The organism is Natronorubrum sediminis (assembly GCF_900108095.1).
In the GTDB taxonomy this organism is placed as follows: Archaea; Halobacteriota; Halobacteria; order Halobacteriales; family Natrialbaceae; genus Natronorubrum; species Natronorubrum sediminis.
In genome coordinates, this window is the sequence record NZ_FNWL01000001.1 from 447,567 (window position 1) to 464,955 (window position 17,389).

Here is a 17,389-nt window from a genome sequence, read left to right on the forward strand (position 1 = left end):
CTTACCACCTCATCGTCGTTGGAACCGTGACGTCGACGTCACGGAAGTTTCGGTACAACACCAGGATGATCCCGAGCCCGACGGCCACCTCCGCGGCGGCCAGTCCCATCGTGAACAGGGCAAACACCTGTCCCGTCAGGTTGCCGTGGTAGAACGCGAAGGCGATCAGGTTGATGTTCGCCGCGTTCAACATGAGTTCGACGGACATCAGGAACATCAGTGCGTTTCGACGCGTCAACACGCCGACGAGCCCGATACAAAACAGGGCCATCGACAGCAAAACGTAGTACTCGACGCCGACCGTCATCGGTCTTCACCTCCCGACGACACGTCGTCGTCATCCGCATCCGCGTCGGGACCAGCAGCGACACCGTCGTCACCGTCATCGGTGGCGACGTCGTCCGTCGTCCCATTAGTGTCACCCGTTCCACCGTCGGTTGCCGCCGGTCCAGAGTGGCTAAAACCACTCGAGTCCCCGGAGCCGGTTCCAGGGGCTGCATCGCTCGGACCGATGCTCCCGAGCGCCGACACCGGTTCACCGTCTTCCTCGCGCTTTGCGAGGACGAGCGAGGCGTCGAGTGCGGCGTCGAGTGCGACCGCGATCAATAAGAACGCGGCGAGGAACGGCTCGGTTCCGGGCACGCCGTCGGATTGCTGAAGCGCGTCGAAATTGAACAGCGAGTAGCCGATGGCGGCGGTGATCGACTCCGCCTCGAAGCCGCCGTCGGCCATCGAGTCGAACGGCGTGTTGAGGACGACCAGCGCCATCAACGCGAACAGCGCGACGGCGAGAAGCCCGGGGACGAGCGTCTTCCCGAGTTTGAGTTTCGGTCCGGTCGTCATGGCTGTACCACCTCTTCGGACGCTCCCGTCTCACGCTGGGTGAGCATCACAGCGAACGTGATGAGCACGAGCACCCCGCCGACGTAGACGAGCACCTGCATCATGGCGACGAACTCCGCCGCCAGCATCACGAAGTGAATCGCGATACTCATCAGGGCAACGCCGAGCATGAGCGCCGCGTGCCACGGGTCCTCGAGGAGGACCACGCCGAGCGCACTGGCGAGCGTCACGAACGCAAACACCGCAAACGCAATCGTTTCCATCATTGTTACTGGTAATCGACGTCCCCCTCTCCCTCACCGATCCACGCGCCCCGGTCGGGCTCGCGCGACTCGAGTGGGTCGATATCCTTGTACCACGGTACCGCTTTGAGCTGTTCTTTGTTGTAGACCAGATCGTCCTTGGTATCACCCGTGAACTCGAAGTTCTGGGTGAGCAAGATCGCGTCGACAGGACAGACCTCCTCACAGAGTCGACAGTAGATGCACTGTCCGATGTGGAGGTTGTACTGTTCGCCGTTTCGTTGGTCGTCCATGACGATCTGGATGGTGTCATTTGGACAGACGTTCTCACACTGACGACACCAGATACACCGTTCCTGACTGAACTTGTGGACGCCTCGGAATCGCGGGGAGACGTCGGGTGCGGTGTCGGGGTACTCGACGGTGAACGTCGAGCCGTCCAATGCGTGTTTCATCGTCGTGGCCATGGATTTGAGTAGTCCGATCATGCTATCAGCCCCACAATGACTGCGGTGAGTATAAGATTCGCAAACGAGAGGACGAGCAGCCCCTTCCAGCCGATCTCGATTAGCTGATCGATCCTGACGCGTGGCACCGCAGAACGGAGCCACTGGGTAAGGAAGAACACCGCCCAGATTTTGATGAGGAACCAGACGATTCCCGGTAGTACCGGTCCGGCTGGCCCGCCGAGGAAGATCGTTGCGATGATCGCGCCGCCGAGGAAGATGTGGAGGAACTCTCCGAGGTAGATCAACACGAAGTACACGGAGGAGTACTCGGTCTGGTAGCCGGCGACGATTTCGGTCGGTGCCTCGGGCGTGTCGAACGGGTTTCGGCCAACTTCAGCGAAGTTCGCCAGCAAGAACAGGACGAACGCGAACGGATTGACCAGTGCGTACCACGCCGGAATCGAAACGACCCCGAGATCGATCAGCGTCGCGGCCTGTGCCTCGACGATGGTACTCATCTGCAACGAGCCGGCGAAGATGACGACCGACATCCCGGTGACGACCAGCGGGATCTCGTAGGCGACGTTCTGTGCGACCGCACGCAATCCGCCGAGCATCGAGTACTTGTTCGCCGACGCGTAGCCGGCCATCACGAGTCCGATACTCGCGATGCCGGCGACAGCGAAGACGAACGCCAGCCCGACTTCGGGGTCGGCGAGGTGAATGCCACTGCCCATCGGAATCACGGCGAAGCCGAGGAGCGCAGAGGAGGCGACGACGATAGGCGCGAGGTCGTAGGCCGGTCGATCGGCGTTCTCTGGAATAATCAACTCCTTCGAGAGCAGCCGCACGGCGTCTGCCACGATGATGAACAGCCCTGCCGGGCCGAGGTGCGTGACCGCGATTCGGTCCGTGAACGCGGCCGTGATCTTTCGTTTCGCCCATGGGCCGGCGACGCCCGTCATCGCGAGCATCAGGTTGCCGATGATGAACGCGGCGATGAACGCGGCGAGGAGTTCCCCGCCGATTCCGAGTCCATCGAGTCCCGTCAGGTCCCCGATTCGCTCGGGGAGCAAGACCGGTTCGTCGTTCTGGAGCGGCGCGGTGGTGATTTCGGCTGCCATCCTTACCGGTCCACCTCGCCGAGAACGATGTCGAGACTACCGAGCGAGGCGATCAGATCGGGGATGTACTCCCCTTCGGTCATCTCGCCGAGCGCCGAGAGGTTGTGGAAACACGGACTGCGGATCTTGAACCGGCCGGGCTTGTCCGTCCCGTCCGATCGGATGTAGATCCCGAGTTCCCCCTTCGCCCCTTCGACGGCGCGATAGACTTCCGAGTCCGCGTCGGGTTTGAGCGTCCGCGGAACGTTGGCCTGTACCTCCCGGTCGTCTTCGGGCCACCCCTCGAGCAAGTCGAGACACTGCTCGATGATCTTCGCGGACTCCTCGACTTCCTGCATGCGCACGAGGACGCGGCTGTAGTTGTCACAGCCGTCCTTAGTGACGACATCCCAATCCAGTTCGGGGTAGTAGCCGTAGGGGTCATCGCGTCGGAGGTCGTAGTCGATTCCCGAGCCTCGAGCGACGGGGCCGGTACAGCCGTAGTCTTTGGCGACGCTTGGCTCTAAGATGCCCGTGTCGTTGCAGCGAATCTGGAAGATTTCGTTTCCGGTGACGAGGTCGTTGTACTCGTCGATTTTCGCTGGCAGTTCGTCGAGGAAGTCCCGCGTTTTCTCGATGAACTCCTCGCGAGGTTCGGGGAGGTCCCAGGCGACGCCGCCCAGACGGAAGTAGTTGAACATCAATCGCTGGCCGGTGAGGTCTTCCAGAATATCCTGGACGACCTCTCGGTCGCGGAAGGCGTACTGGAAGACGGCGTTGAAGTCGCCGTAGACGTCGAGACAGAAGGTTCCGAGCGCGAGCATGTGTGAAGCGATCCGACACAACTCGGCACCCATTGTGCGGATGATCTGTGCGTACTCGGGCACTTCGATATCCGCCAGATCCTCCGCTGCGCGCGCGTACGCCCACTCGTTCAACAGCCCTGCGGAGACGTAGTCCCAGCGGTCCGGATAGGGCATGATCTGGTGGCGGTAGGTTCCCTGCTGGCACATCTGCTCCTCACAGCGGTGAAGGTAGCCGATGTCGGGGTCGATGTCGACGATCGTTTCGCCGTCCAACACGGCCTTGACGTGTAACACGCCGTGTGTCGCCGGATGGTGTGGCCCGATGTTCAGGAACATCGTGTCCGATTCGGCCTCGTGGTGATCCGGCTGAATCGGGTTCTCGTGTTCGGCGAGCGTCACCACCTGTGGCTTCTCCTGATTGTACCCCTTCGAGAGTGGGTGTCCCTGCCAGGTTTCAGGCAGCAAGATTCGTCGGGGATCAGGGTGGCCCTCGTAGTCGATTCCCACGAGGTCGAACGCTTCCCGTTCGTGCCAATCTGCCGTCCGGTAGACCGATGCGGCCGACTCGCTGACGGGGTCGTCCGTCGGCGTCGGCACGACGATCGAGACCTCCTGCGTCGGATCGGCGTACTTCTTCAGGTGGTAAATCGACTCGTAGCGATCTTCGTACTGCTGTGCGGTCAAACACGAACAGTGGTCGAAGCCCGCTTGGTCACGCAGGTCCGTCAGCACGTCCTCGACGTCGTTCGGACGGATGACGAACCCCGGTGCGTTCAGGTGGTCGTCACGCGCGAGCGCGCGATCACCGATCACCGCCTCGAGGGCGGATTCCGTCACTTCGACCGACGGTTGTTCCTCGAGTCCCGTGCTCATGGTGAATCAGCCCAGTTGTAGCGCATGACGAGGTCCTCCTCGTCGATGTCGTCTGCGAGTTTTTGAACGAGTTCGTCCTTCGGCAGGTCGCCGAATTGCTCGAGTTCGTAGGGTTTGACGACGACCGGCGAGGATTCGCCGTTTTGAATCCGTTCTTGAAGCTTCAAAACCCCGTAGATCAGCGCTTCGGGTCGTGGCGGGCAGCCGGGAACGTGGATGTCGACGGGGATGATTTCCTCGGCACCCTTGACGACGTTGTACCCTTCTTGAAACGGGCCGCCAGAGATCGTACACGAGCCCATGCCGACGACGAACTTGGGTTCGGGCATCTGGTCGTAGACGCGCTTCATGCGCGGGCCGAACTTCGAGACGATCGTCCCGGGAACGATCATCACGTCGGCCTGGCGCGGCGAGGCGCGTGGCACACCGGCACCGTAGCGATCGATATCGTGTCTGATCGCGTACGTGTGGATCATCTCGATACTGCAACAGGCGATCCCGAACTGCAGCATGAACATCGAGTTTCCGCGGACCCAGTTCATGAACTGGTCGAACTTCGTGAGGATGAACGGAGACGCGCCGAAAGCCTCTCGAAGTTTCGAGTTGAACCGGTTGTCGGGACCCTCACCGATCCGCGAGTCGCGGGTATCCGTCGACGGGTCGGTACTGTCGTAGATCGATTGCCGTGGATTGTTACTACTCATTGTCGGTCACTCTCAGACGCTGCCTGACGAGGTGTCTGTGCCCACTGTACCGCACCGGTGCGCCACGCCCACGCGAGTCCGACGAGGAGGATAGCGACGAACAGCAACATCGGACCCAGCGCCTCGAGAAGCCCGTACTCCGGCGCGGCCAGCGCATCCTGGTAGACGACCGCCCAGGGAAACAAGAGGACGGTCTCGATATCGAAGACCACGAACAGTAGCGCAACCATGTAGTACTGGATGTTAAAGCGAATGCGCGTTCCGCCGGTGGGAATCTCGCCACTCTCGTAGGTGGCACGCTTACTCGTTTCGGGAACCGACGGTCGCAGGAGTGCTGAGACCACCATCATGCCAAATGGTATCAACAGCCCCACGAGCGCCAGTGCCCCGATAGCGATCCAATCGTTCATCTCGATAACGTTCGGAGATTCAGACCGCACGCATATAAGGGTTGATTGTTCGTTTAGGGGCCGCAGACGGGCTACATCCCCGACTTCTGCGATCCGACGCGAAATTGATTTATCTCCTTATACAATATATTCACGTTTCAGGAGTGAACGAACCGTCAGTCGAAGATCACGACGACGAAGAAACCACGGGACTGCGTCGGGTTCGGTGGTGCGAAGAACACGATCCCATCAGCAACAATCGGACGAACGATCGATTCGGTTGCACTACAATTCGCCGCGACGGTCGAGCACGTACTTCCGATTCGAGTCACCCGATCCGCAACCGTGGTTACCCGCGTACTCTCCCACTTGCTGACCGATGTATCCACTCACCTGCTCACTTATTCGAGAACGAAACGGTCCCCTCGTCGTGAAGTTCTCGAGAGACGTCCCCGACACCCGCTCGCAACTCGTCGTGGTAGGCGACGAGACGGTCGCGAACCTCGTCGTGTTGTCGCGCGAGAATTTGGGCGGCCGAGAGGGCAGCGTTGAACGATTTTCCCGCGTCGACGGCGACGAGTGGGGCACCGGTCGGCATCCCGATGACGCTATCGACCGACTTCTCCTGGACCGGGACGCCGATCACCGGCAGCGGGTAGGCGATCGACGCGGTCATGTTCGGCAGGTCTGCCGACTTACCGCCCGCACCGGCGATGAGCACCTCGAGGCCGCGATCTTCGGCCGTCTCCGCGTAGGCCGCCATCAGGTCGGGAGTTCGGTGGGCGGAGGTGACGGACGTCTCGAACGTGAACCGTTCTGCTGGCGGTTCGTCGTAGTCGGTCTGTTCGGCGAAGCCGAGTTCGTCGACGAAGGCGTCGTACGCGCCGCGGCGCTCGCCGCCGGTGGACATGACCGTGAGATCCGAGTCGCTTCCCATGACGATGCCTACGTCGGGCGTCTCCTCGGCCGAGAGGTTCTGTCCAGCCTCGCGGTGTAACCGATCGATCAGGTCGCTCACGCTGTCGCTCATACTCGAGAGTCGTCGGGCGGGTGACTTCAAACGGTGGTAAACGCCGCGCGATTCGTTACTCGGGTCGGAACGTGAGTCCGTCCTCGAGGTCGCGCGCGGTCTCGAGCAAGGCCTCGACGTCGGCGTCTTCCTCGTGACCCGACACCGTCACGTGTCCCATCTTGCGGAGCGGGCGGGCCTGCTCTTTGCCGTACCAGTGGAGGTGCGCGTCGGGCGTCTCGAGCACCGAATCGATATCGCGCAGTTGCGCCGTCCGTTCGTCTTCGACGTCGGCCAGCAGGTTCGTGAGCACGGTCGGCGAGCGAAGTTGGGTTTCACCGAGGGGCCACCCCAACACCGCGCGGAGGTGTTGTTCGAACTGGGAGTGGTGTGTTCCCTCGATCGTCCAGTGGCCCGAATTGTGCGGGCGCGGTGCGATCTCGTTGAGCAAAATTTCGCCGCCGCCCGCTCGGTTCTCACCCGGGTCACCGTCAGCGCGCGCCGACTCGCTCGTCTCGAACAGTTCGATGCCGTAGACGCCGCGTCCGTCCATCACCTCGAGGACGTCTCGGGCAACCTCGTATGCACGTTCCGTCACGTCCGCACTCGAGCGCGCGGGCACGATCGTTTCCCGCAGAACCTCCTCGACGTGTACGTTTTCCCCGAGCGGGAAGGTTGCGACGTCGTCCTCACCCTTCACCGCGATGACGGACACCTCGCGCTCGAACTCGACGAAGGCCTCGACCATCGCGGGACCGGCGACGGACTCGAGGGCGTCTGCAGCCTCGTCTTTCGACTCGACGGGGACGTTGCCGCGGCCGTCGTAGCCGCCCGTTCGGGCCTTGAGCATCACCGGCGCGCCGTAGTCGTCGATCGCTTCCCGAACGTCGTCGGCGTCTTCGACCTCCCGGAACGGTGGAACGGGGATCCCAGCGTCCTCGAGTTCCCGCTTCTGGACGAGTTTGTCGTGAATCGTCCGCAGCGTCGCGGGTTTCGGGTGGACCGGCGTGCCCGTCTCCGCCTCGACGCGCTCGAGGACGTCTTGATCGGCGAGTTCGATTTCGAACGTGAGCACGTCCGCGCATGAGGCGAGGTCACGGATGGCTTCCTCGTCGTCGAACCCGGCGACGAGCTGGTCGCTAACGACGGGTGCTGCCGGACACTCCGGCGTCGGATCGAGTACGATCACCTCGATGCCAAGCGGTGCAGCCGCCTCGCCGAGCATCCGTCCGAGTTGTCCCCCTCCGACGACGCCGACTGTCGGTCCCGGCGTCTCGAGCGTGGTCATTGCACGGCGGTTTCGGGCGGCTGTGCTTAAGGATTCTCAAAAAATACAGCCCGCAGAGCCGGAGGCTCAGTCGCTTCCCGACATCGCGGCCTGTTGCGTTTCGATGTGTTCGACCATCTCCGCCGTCTCGCTGACGAACGCATCGTACTCGATCTCGGAGCCGTGTAGGACCGACGAGAAGTATCGGACTTCTCCCGCGATGTTGACCGCCTCTTGCAACTCTTCGTCCGTCACGCCATCGAGTTCGGCCTCCGCTCTGTGGAAGTGTACGCAGTACGGACACTGGGTCGCACTCGCCGCGCCGAGGCCGACGAGTGCCTTCTCGCGTGCCGATAGCTCGGTTTCTTCCAACTGGAGGTCGCGCACGAGTTTCCAACTGTGATCTGCGGCCGGTTCCGGAAGCGATTCGATCCAGCTTGGAACCGTTCCGAGATACGCCTCGATTTCTTCCTGTATTTCTGTCGATACCATTGGGACCCTCCTGTGGATTCTCACCCGCCGTTCGACCACTCCTTGCGCCCGACCGACTCGCCGCTCACGAGAGTGGGAAATCCACGTGATAGTACGACACGAACGGTGATGAAACTAACCGATGGCTATCTGATAACAGGGGGGATAGAATTAGCCCGAAACCTGGAAACGGCAGTGTCACTCTCGGGTTGAACGGGCGATCGGTCCACGTCCTTACACGTGTCGACGGCCGCACGCACCGACGAGATCCGCGTCGCTCGAGAACGGTACCTCTTTTACCCGCCCTCTCCACCGCTCGCGTATGACCACGCTCGGATTGGTGGTCGCGGAGTTCAACCGTCCGATCACCGAGCAGATGGAGAATGACGCCCTCGAGGCCGCCCAGTCGGCGGGTGCCGAGGTGTACGACACGGTCACCGTTCCGGGCGTGTACGATGCGCCACTCGCGGCGGATCGCCTCGCCCGTCTCGAGGCCGTCGACGCCGTGGCCGTCATTGGGACGGTCATCACTGGCGACACCGACCACGATCAGGTTATCACCGACGCGGCCGCACAGCGCCTCGCTGACGTGAGCCTCGAGCGTGATACGCCCGTCACCCTCGGCGTGACGGGACCGGGCATGTCCGCCGCCGAATCGCGCGAACGCGTCGAGAACGCGGCGAAAGCCGTCGACGGCGCGCTCGACCTCGTCGAGGAACTTCCCGACGCTGAAGACCAACAATGACCATGGAATTCACCGACCGCCTGACCCGAGTCGAACCGTCCGCAACCCTCGCCATCTCCGCGCTCGCGACCGAACTCGAGAACGACGGCGCAGACGTCGTCGACCTCTCCGTGGGCGAACCCGACTTCCCGACGCCCCAGAACGTCGTCGACGCCGGCCAGGACGCGATGGACGCCGGCCACACCGGCTACACCACCTCTGCGGGGATCATCGACCTCCGCGAGGCGATCGTCGACAAACTCGCCGACGACGGCCTCGAGCACACGACCGACGAGATCATCGTCACGCCGGGTGCGAAGCAGGCGCTGTACGAAATCATTCAGGCCCTGATCGGCGAGGGCGACGAGGTCGCCCTGCTTGACCCCGCGTGGGTTTCCTACGAGGCGATGGTCAAGATGGCTGGCGGCGACCTCACGCGCGTCGATCTCTCCACCTCCGACTTCCAACTCGAGCCAGCCCTCGACGACCTCACTGAGGCCGTCTCCGACGACACCGAACTTCTGATCGTCAACTCGCCGTCGAACCCGACCGGCGCGGTCTACTCCGACGCGGCACTCGAGGGCGTGCGCGACCTCGCCGTCGAACACGACATCACGGTCATCTCCGACGAGATCTACAAGGAGATTACCTACGGTGTCGAGCCAACGAGCCTCGGCACGCTCGAGGGGATGGCCGACCGAACGATCACCGTCAACGGCTTCTCGAAAGCCTACTCGATGACTGGTTGGCGGCTTGGCTACTTTGCCGGCCCCGAGGAACTGATCGACCAGGCTGGCAAACTCCACAGCCACTCGGTCTCCTCCGCAGTCAACTTCGTCCAGCACGCCGGAATCGAGGCACTCGAGAACACCGACGACGCAGTGTCGGAGATGGTCGAAGCGTTCAGCGAGCGCCGCGAACTCGTCGTCGACTTACTCGAAGAGCACGATGTCGACGTCGCCGTGCCGGACGGTGCGTTCTACATGATGCTTCCCGTGGACGACGACGATCAGGCCTGGTGTGAGGGTGCGATCGAAGACGCCCACGTCGCGACGGTCCCTGGCAGCGCGTTCGGCACGCCCGGTTACGCTCGAATCTCCTACGCCGCGAGCGAGGAACGACTCGAGGAAGGTATCGAGCGACTGGCCGACGAAGGCTACCTGTAATCGCGTACTCCTCGCGTCTCGGTTTTGTTTTCGAAGGATTGGCGGACGTGTAAGCGGGGTCAAAACGAGCTGTCGTCGAACAAATCGCCAGTGCCTCGGATTAGGGAAGCGGAGCGACGACGATGGCGAATTCGTAGGTGTAGACGTGGTTGAGCATCACGTACGTGACGACGCCGAGGACGAGACTGACTACCCACGACGCCGCGGCGATGCGACCGATTTTCGCGTGGGACGTGTTCCGAAGTTCCGACGGGGTGTGTGTCAACCCGAGAATCAGCGCGTAGAGCACGACCGGAACGGCCACGATCGAGAGGATAATGTGGATTCCAAGCATGATCTGGTAGGCTAGCGTCTCGAGTGCAGGTGCAACGATCTGCTTCTCACCGTCTCCACCGCCGACTCGAGTCAGATACGTAACTAAGAACAACACGATGGAGACGAATGCACTAATCATCGCTTTTCGGTGTTTTTCGACCTCACCGACTCGAATCCAGTACCAACCGGCGACGATGAGGATCGTGGTCACTGCATTGATCACCGCAATTGCGTGCGTGAATATCGTGACCTGATCGGGCGTTAGATCCGGGTAGATCGGCAAGTCGAGGAGGAACGTCCCGAAGACCAGTGCGTACCCGACGATCGTTAGCGCAATCGTGGCACCGATCGGCTGTTCTCGAAGCCGCCGTCTCGCGGAAGCAGTCGCCATTAGTGGACGTTTGAATAGACGCCGTATCTGTCTTGCTGTTCGCTATCGCTCACACGCCCTGGTCCAAGCGATGCGGTCGCGTCGACACGATGACAGCCTCGAGTGCATCGACAACTCGGCGGTACACGTTCGCGGCGGCGTGTCCGTCAGTCGGATAACTCCTCGAGCGTTATCTCGCCGTTCCACTCGATGGTAACGTCGTACTCACAGAACGGAAACGAAATTTCGCCGTTCGGTCGTTGAATGCCGTTGGGTTGCGATGCAAAGAGCGAGTCGAGCGCTTCTGGATCGACAACAGTGTACAACGATTCGTAGGCCGGTGGACACAACTCTTCAGGCGGAACTCCTTCGGCCGCAGCGACCGCTTCGACTACGGCCTGACTCGGTGTCTTCTGGCAGGACATGTCAACACTGTCGCCGTCCCCCTCCGTCATACTGACACTCTACCGAATCAGATAGAATAAAACTGTCCTTCCGTCCCGAAAACCTGACCGGAACCGGCTGAAAACCTTCGATATCGAAGGACGGCGAGACCAAACTCTGGTCAGGCCGCGACGATTCGTTCCGCCGAGTCAGCACAACGACAACGTCGTAATGACATGGGTTTGATCAGTATCTCGGTTGCCACACTCACTCGATTCGAATCGCAGGCTTGCCCGGTCGCGCCCGCGTGGCCAACTCGTCGTCCGCCTTTGCTTGACGGACGACGACGGACGCATCGAACTCGTCGGTGACGAGCCACGAACTTCGCTCGAGTATCGCTCGCTCCTCGGTCGCTGGAAGCGAGGGCTCGTCGTCTCGTTGCTCGCCCCGCGTCGCCTGCGCTGAAAGGAACGTGGCAACGCGCTCGCGATCGACCGAGAGTTCCGCGACGGTGTCACCGTCGAGGACGGCGTCGATCATCGATGTCGGCTCTACGTTCGCACCGGCGGCGTCGACGTGGTCTTCGAGCGCGCGCGTGACATCGTACTTCCACTCCTGTGCGGCGACGAGTTCGATCCGCTCAGGATCGTCGATCGCCGCCGTCTCGACGATATCTCGCACGTCGGCCAGCGTCGTGTCGACGAGGCGTCGCTCGAGTCGGTAGTTCTCGAGGTCGTGTTCTGGCGTCGGCCAGTCGGCCTCGACGACGAGTCCGTCACCTCGGAGTTTGTTCCAGCACTCCTCGCCGAGGTGGGGGGCCATCGGTGCGATCAACGCGGCGAGTGCGAGTAGCCCGCGTCGGTAGCACTCATCGTGTGGTTGGTCGTAGGCCCTGTACCGGCGGAGAAGTCGAGCGAGTTCCTGTATCTCCGTCGCGGCCCGGTGGAACCGGAATCGGTCGTACTCTTCGGTGACGGCGGCGATTGTTCGGTCGATCTCCCGGCTGACGTACTCGTCGTGTGGCTCACGTTCGACGCGCGTGTCGCCTTCCTCGACGAACGCGGCCGCCATGCCGTACAAATTCTGTTGAAGGTCGTAGGCCCCGCGAACGTTGTTCGCCGTCCACTCGAAGTCCTGTTCAGGGTGGGCCGCCGAGAGAACGAACAGCCGCGTCGTCTCCGCGCCGTACTCCTGGGGCGCGACGACGTTCCCCTTCGAACTCGACATCTTCTCGCCGTCGTAGAGCACTGTTCCCTGGCTCTTGAGTTCCGTGATGGGTTCGCGGCGCTCGAGCATGTCGAGGTCCGCCAGCGCCTTCGTGAAGAATCGCGTGTAGAGCAGGTGGAGGATGGCGTGTTCCTCGCCGCCGACGTAGACGTCGACGGGAAGCCACTCGTCGGCGAGGTCGGTGTCGAACGGCGCGTTCTCGAGGTGGGGTGAGAGGAATCGCAGGAAGTACCACGAGGAGTCCACGAAGGTGTCCATCGTGTCCGTCTCGCGGCGAGCGGGTCCGCCACAGTCCGGACACGTCGTCTCGTGGAACGTGTCGTGTTCCTCGAGGGGGTTCCCCGTCGTCCGCACGAATTCGGGAAGCTCGATCGGTAGCTCCTCGTCGGGAACGAGCACGTGCCCACAGTCCTCGCAGTGGACGACTGGAATCGGCGTCCCCCAGTAACGCTGGCGGGAGATCAGCCAGTCGCGCAGCCGGTACGTTACGTCGCTTTCGAGTTCATCGTGTTCGTCGACGATTCGGCCGCGGGCCACGTCGCTCTCGAGGCCGTCGTAGTCCGTTTCGTAGCCGTCTTCGGTGTCTCCATTGTACTCGACGATTCCGTCTTCGGTGTAGGGGCCACTCTCGAGGCTGTCGTGAGCCGCCGGCGTGGACGGGACGACGACCTGTTCGATCGGTAGATCGTGCTCGCGCGCGAAGGAGTGATCTCGGTCGTTGTGGGCGGGAACGCCCATGACGGCCCCGGTGCCGACGTCCTCGAGGACGTACCCCGCTACGTACACCGGCAGTTCCTCGCCGGTTAACGGGTTGATCGCCGTCGCGTCGGTTTCGACGCCGGCGAATCCGACGTCGCTCGGGTCTTTCTCGCGGACCGACTCGACGTACTCCGCGACTTCCTCGTCGGTTTCGGCGAGCGCTCGCGCTAGATCGTGGCCCGGCGACACGGCGAGGTACGTCGCCCCGAAGACCGTCTCCGGGCGAGTGCTAAAGACGTCGACCTCGCCGCCGTCCGCGTCTGGAACCTCGAACGTGATTCTGGCTCCCTCTTGTCGCCCGATCCAGTTTCGCTGAATCTCGCGAACGCCGTCTGGCCACCCCTCGAGGGCCTCGAGTCCGTCGTGGAGTTCCTCGGCGTAGTCGGTGATCGTGAAGAACCACTGATCGAGTTCGCGTCGGTTGACCGGCGTTTCACAGCGCCAGCAGACGCGTTCGGTCTCGGGGCTCACAGCGTTGTGGCTCGCTCCTTCCGAAGTCTCACTCCGTTCGGTCACGCGGCTCGCGGCGTCACCGTCCGCATTCTCCGAGGTCTCACTTTGTTCGACTTCGCGCTCTTCCACCTGGGCCGCGGCGAGAACCGTCTCGCAGTCGGGACACCAGTTGACGGAGGCCGCTTCGTACTCGACGAGTCCGGCCTCGTAGAAGCGTTTGAACAGCCACTGGTTCCATCGGTAGTACTCCGGCTCGCAGGTGGTCACTTCTCGAGACCAGTCGTAGCCAAAGCCCATGGTCTCGAGTTCCTCGCGCATCCGGCGAATGCACGCTTCGGTCCAGGAGCGCGGGTCGGTCTTCCGCTCGAAGGCAGCGTTTTCGGCGGGGAGGCCAAACGCGTCCCACCCCATCGGGTGGAGTACGTCGTCGCCGCGCATTCGCCGGTACCGGGCGTAGGCGTCGGTAATCGCGTAGTTCCGAACGTGTCCCATATGGAGCGTCCCGGAGGTGTAGGGGAACATTCCGAGGACGTACGTCGGATCCTCGGCGTCTGCAGGGAGCGTATAGACATCGTCGCGTTCCCAGACGTACTGCCAGAACTCCTGGACCTTCGCGTGATCGTAATGATTCGTCATAGTAGCGAGCGTTCTTGGCGAACAGTGTGCGTGCCGGCTATTTCATTGTTCGGCCCGCGCGGAGAGTTCAGCACCGATGGAATTCGCCGAGATGCCGTCAGTATCAGTTCGTCTCGAAGTTGGCTGACCTTAACAAAGTCACTCTCCCCGAACAAGACGAGTATCGAATGGCTCGCTCAAGTGATCCCCACAGGTCTGGCGACGACTCGAGACCGCCCACATCGACAGTCTTGGTTACCGCTGTCGTCGTTTTGCTCACGTTCGTCGCGCTCGCGATGGTGTTTACGCCCGGACTCGGCCCCGATTTCCTCGGCCCGGAGGCGAACGCAGATTCGAACTCCCCGGCGAACGACTCGAGCGTCGAGTCCCTGGCCGAAAATGGCGACGACGATGCCACGGACGATGACGACTCGGAGACGGCGGACAACGACTCGAGTGAGAACGATACCGACGAGACCGATCCTCCGTTTGGCGATGGCGATGGCCTCTTCGGGAGTAACGAGTCGGACGACGAACCGACGAACGAGTCTGTCGGAGACGATGCGATGGCGGACAACGATTCCGTTGACGCGGACGATGGCGACGATGGCGTCACTGAGACAGATGATGACGACGACGTGACCGAGGCCGACGATGCCGACGATGACGACGACGGCCCCTTCGGTGACGATGGCCCGTTCGGATCTGACGGACTCTTCGGTAGCGACGATGACGGCGACGACGACTGACCGTGACACCGCCGTTTCGGCGGCCGAATAGTGATGCAGCTACTCGAGTGAACTTTCATTGTCCCGAACAGGATCCTCAAAACGAGGTAACGGTTTCGTGGCGATTCGTCAACACGTTTCGGCTGGCGTTCCGGTTCGGACATCCGAACCCGCAGCGTAGGCGATGGACGCCCCGAGTCCTGCCGCGATGGGCCCGGAGACGACGTTACTCCAGACGGGCCCCTCGCTCGCGACGCCGAGAGTGGCCATCGCGAACTGGCCCTCGAAGGCGAACGGTGCAACGATGGTCCACAGCGCGAGGAGGGTTACGGGTGAGATGACACCCGTGCTGGTCGAGTGTCCGGCGACGATTCGGTAGAAGTTGTCCCCCGCGAGCAAGAAGATCGCGCCGCCGGCTATCGTATTGTTCCAGGTAATCGATGCTGCCGTCTCGTACATCGTCGGTGAGACGGCAATCTACAGGCCGATAACCGACACGATGCCGCTGAGCGACTTCTGTCCGTCTGGCTCGCCTTGCTCTCGCGTACTCGCCTCTCCGCTCGGTGAGTCGTTGGTTGTCGATTCGCTCATAGTGATCTCCAGGTGAGCGAAAGCTGACTTCGGACAAAAACGGCCACGACTGTTCCACGAACCGGATCGAAACTGGATTGAAACCTTAATTCGCCCCTTCATTACCCGTTTGGCTACGTGTGGATTTCATCGCACCAAGTGGGGACTGGTGGGTACCGCCCATCGACGGTAGTTCGTGGTTACTCGGTCCACTCTTCGTTACTAAATAGACAAGAATTTGGGCTATCTGACAACCCCCATTTGATTGAGAGCACGCTTTCGACTGCTGAAACAGTCTTACCAGCGGTATAGTCATCCGCCGATAGACGAAACGAACCGACAATGACTGTCCCGACACGCGGACGCGATAGACATCGTGCCCACCTCTGTGGCTCGAACCGCCACTCGAGTCGAGCGCTGGTCCGACGCGCCGCCACGGTGGCCACACCAGCTTTCGGTACTCGTGCGATGGCACGCCGTCAGTCGACTGTCTCGACTGTCGGTCGATCGCGAGTGGACGTGTCGAAGACCGCTGGCGACACTTCGGGGACCTACCTGGGGGTTTAATCTATGAGTCCCAATGTCGATCAACGCGACGCCGAAGCCCAGTCGATTCAGAGTACCATCCAGATCCTGCTCACCGTCAGCGGAATCGTCTTCTTGATCGTCGGCCTCGGACTCGCTGCGAGTGGTGCATCGGTCGGCGGCATGCTCGGCTCCGTCTCGGACGACGGAGACGACAATGCGGAACCGGCCGACGATGCCGACGATGATGACGGTGACGACGCAGACGAAAGCGACGATGGTGATGCAGACGACGGGGGTGATGACGGTGACGACGCGGACGACGGCGACAGTGGCGACGACGACGCGGACGATGGCGACAGCGACGACGATGCAGACGATAGCGACGACGACGCAGGTGACGATGACGACGCAGATGATAGCGATGACGACGACGCAGGTGACGATGACGACGCAGATGATAGCGATGACGACGACGCAGGTGACGATGACGACGCAGACGATAGCGATGACGGCGATAGCGACGACGATCAAGATCCGTCTGACGGTGACGACAGCGATGGAGACGAAGACGACGAACAGACACTCACGGTTACGACCGAGGACGACGACGGTGACGCGGTCACCGACGCGACGGTCGAAATCGACGGCGGCTTCGGTCTGAGCGACCAACAAGATGTCGACGGCGACGGCGAAGCCGTCTTCGAGGTCGAAGACACCGACTACACGGTGAGCGCGGATGCAGACGACCACGAGTCCGCCGAAGACGACGTCGAAATCGACGGCGACGACGATGAACTCACCCTCGAGCTCGAGGCCGAAGACGACGATGACGCAGACGATGATGACGCAGACGATGATGACGCAGACGATGATGACGCAGACGATGATGACGCAGACGATGATGACGCAGACGATGATGGTTCAGATTTCTTCGGTTCGAGTGGGACGGAGAATGACGACGCAGACGACGATGATGGCGTGGACGACGATGATGGCGTGGACGACGATGATGGCGTGGACGACGATGATGGCGCGGACGACGATGACGGTTCGTTCTTCGGCTCGAGTGGGACGTAGAAGGTTGACGACGACATAGAATCCACCCACTTCGAACTCGAGGAGGACTAACGGTCTAGCGAAAATCGGTGCCGCTCGAGTGGTTTGTTGACGCCGTTTTGCTCCGATCACTTAGACACATTCGTTCTTGGACGAATTTCCTATCACGGGTGCACGCGTCTCTTTTTACTTCGACCCTCTCAAACCTCGAAAACTTCGTTCGGAGAGAACCGCTCGTGAAAATCACCGGTCAAGAGCCCGCTCGCACCCGCAAGTCATTCGCGGGTGCTGTACTCGTGGCTCGGAACGCTGCAGCCAAGACCTCAGCCCGTACTGAA

General features: G+C 61.6%; 19 protein-coding genes. 4 read left to right on the plus strand and 15 right to left on the minus strand.

Annotated features, from left to right (window positions below; genetic code table 11):
• Window position 1: 1 nt before the first annotated feature.
• The 11 genes from nuoK to BLW62_RS02275 all read right to left on the minus strand — a co-directional run bounded on the left by nuoK (window position 2) and on the right by BLW62_RS02275 (window position 8,177).
• Complete coding sequence (nuoK, locus tag BLW62_RS02220; RefSeq protein ID WP_076578514.1) at window positions 2-307, minus strand: NADH-quinone oxidoreductase subunit NuoK; 306 nt, start codon at window positions 305-307, stop codon at window positions 2-4.
• Window positions 304-843 (minus strand): hypothetical protein, encoded by a 540-nt coding sequence (locus BLW62_RS02225; protein ID WP_090504563.1) that lies wholly within the window; start codon window positions 841-843, stop codon window positions 304-306. Before BLW62_RS02225 ends, nuoK begins: the two co-directional genes overlap by 4 nt.
• Window positions 840-1,109 (minus strand): NADH-quinone oxidoreductase subunit J, encoded by a 270-nt coding sequence (locus BLW62_RS02230; protein ID WP_090504565.1) that lies wholly within the window; start codon window positions 1,107-1,109, stop codon window positions 840-842. Before BLW62_RS02230 ends, BLW62_RS02225 begins: the two co-directional genes overlap by 4 nt.
• A gap of 2 nt (window positions 1,110-1,111) precedes the next feature.
• Window positions 1,112-1,573: a NuoI/complex I 23 kDa subunit family protein gene (locus BLW62_RS02235; protein WP_076578520.1), complete on the minus strand. Its 462-nt coding sequence runs from the start codon at window positions 1,571-1,573 to the stop codon at window positions 1,112-1,114.
• Window positions 1,570-2,658 (minus strand): complex I subunit 1/NuoH family protein, encoded by a 1,089-nt coding sequence (locus tag BLW62_RS02240; protein WP_090504567.1) that lies wholly within the window; start codon window positions 2,656-2,658, stop codon window positions 1,570-1,572. The genes BLW62_RS02235 and BLW62_RS02240 overlap by 4 nt, the downstream gene beginning before the upstream one ends.
• A gap of 2 nt (window positions 2,659-2,660) precedes the next feature.
• Window positions 2,661-4,316 (minus strand): NADH-quinone oxidoreductase subunit D, encoded by a 1,656-nt coding sequence (locus BLW62_RS02245; RefSeq protein WP_090504570.1) that lies wholly within the window; start codon window positions 4,314-4,316, stop codon window positions 2,661-2,663.
• Entirely contained in the window at window positions 4,313-5,020 is a 708-nt protein-coding gene (locus BLW62_RS02250; protein WP_090504573.1) for an NADH-quinone oxidoreductase subunit B, read from the minus strand. The genes BLW62_RS02245 and BLW62_RS02250 overlap by 4 nt, the downstream gene beginning before the upstream one ends.
• Complete coding sequence (locus tag BLW62_RS02255; protein ID WP_076578528.1) at window positions 5,017-5,430, minus strand: NADH-quinone oxidoreductase subunit A; 414 nt, start codon at window positions 5,428-5,430, stop codon at window positions 5,017-5,019. The genes BLW62_RS02250 and BLW62_RS02255 overlap by 4 nt, the downstream gene beginning before the upstream one ends.
• A gap of 376 nt (window positions 5,431-5,806) precedes the next feature.
• Complete coding sequence (locus BLW62_RS02265; protein ID WP_090504579.1) at window positions 5,807-6,439, minus strand: AIR carboxylase family protein; 633 nt, start codon at window positions 6,437-6,439, stop codon at window positions 5,807-5,809.
• A 55-nt stretch (window positions 6,440-6,494) separates the two neighbouring features.
• Complete coding sequence (locus tag BLW62_RS02270) at window positions 6,495-7,706, minus strand: 5-(carboxyamino)imidazole ribonucleotide synthase (protein WP_090504582.1); 1,212 nt, start codon at window positions 7,704-7,706, stop codon at window positions 6,495-6,497.
• Window positions 7,707-7,772: 66 nt separating this feature from the next.
• A complete protein-coding gene (locus tag BLW62_RS02275) occupies window positions 7,773-8,177 on the minus strand; it encodes a carboxymuconolactone decarboxylase family protein (RefSeq protein ID WP_090504585.1) in 405 nt (134 codons plus the stop codon).
• A gap of 301 nt (window positions 8,178-8,478) precedes the next feature.
• On the opposite strand from BLW62_RS02275, the gene ribH reads away from it, so the two are divergent.
• Together ribH and BLW62_RS02285 are read left to right on the plus strand one after the other, a co-directional pair.
• Window positions 8,479-8,901 (plus strand): 6,7-dimethyl-8-ribityllumazine synthase, encoded by a 423-nt coding sequence (ribH, locus tag BLW62_RS02280; protein ID WP_090504589.1) that lies wholly within the window; start codon window positions 8,479-8,481, stop codon window positions 8,899-8,901.
• The gene (locus BLW62_RS02285; protein WP_090504592.1) at window positions 8,898-10,046 is read left to right on the plus strand and encodes a pyridoxal phosphate-dependent aminotransferase; all 1,149 of its coding nucleotides are present in this window, start codon (window positions 8,898-8,900) and stop codon (window positions 10,044-10,046) included. The genes ribH and BLW62_RS02285 overlap by 4 nt, the downstream gene beginning before the upstream one ends.
• Before the next feature lie 100 nt (window positions 10,047-10,146).
• Here the strand turns inward: BLW62_RS02285 and BLW62_RS02290 are convergent, their stop codons facing one another.
• The 3 genes from BLW62_RS02290 to leuS all read right to left on the minus strand — a co-directional run bounded on the left by BLW62_RS02290 (window position 10,147) and on the right by leuS (window position 14,190).
• Window positions 10,147-10,752, minus strand: coding sequence for a DUF420 domain-containing protein (locus tag BLW62_RS02290; protein WP_090504595.1), 606 nt, complete (start codon window positions 10,750-10,752; stop codon window positions 10,147-10,149).
• 146 nt (window positions 10,753-10,898) lie between these two features.
• Window positions 10,899-11,186 (minus strand): HalOD1 output domain-containing protein, encoded by a 288-nt coding sequence (locus tag BLW62_RS02295; RefSeq protein ID WP_090504598.1) that lies wholly within the window; start codon window positions 11,184-11,186, stop codon window positions 10,899-10,901.
• A 196-nt stretch (window positions 11,187-11,382) separates the two neighbouring features.
• Window positions 11,383-14,190: a leucine--tRNA ligase gene (leuS, locus tag BLW62_RS02300; protein ID WP_090504601.1), complete on the minus strand. Its 2,808-nt coding sequence runs from the start codon at window positions 14,188-14,190 to the stop codon at window positions 11,383-11,385.
• A 167-nt stretch (window positions 14,191-14,357) separates the two neighbouring features.
• Between leuS and BLW62_RS02305 the strand changes: the two genes are divergently transcribed.
• Entirely contained in the window at window positions 14,358-14,918 is a 561-nt protein-coding gene (locus BLW62_RS02305) for a hypothetical protein (RefSeq protein ID WP_139305368.1), read from the plus strand.
• Between the two features lie 108 nt (window positions 14,919-15,026).
• On the opposite strand, the gene BLW62_RS02310 is transcribed toward BLW62_RS02305, so the two are convergent.
• Window positions 15,027-15,356: a hypothetical protein gene (locus tag BLW62_RS02310; RefSeq protein ID WP_342706744.1), complete on the minus strand. Its 330-nt coding sequence runs from the start codon at window positions 15,354-15,356 to the stop codon at window positions 15,027-15,029.
• A 681-nt stretch (window positions 15,357-16,037) separates the two neighbouring features.
• On the opposite strand from BLW62_RS02310, the gene BLW62_RS02315 reads away from it, so the two are divergent.
• Entirely contained in the window at window positions 16,038-17,072 is a 1,035-nt protein-coding gene (locus BLW62_RS02315; RefSeq protein WP_090504607.1) for a hypothetical protein, read from the plus strand.
• The last annotated feature ends 317 nt before the right edge of the window (window positions 17,073-17,389 follow it).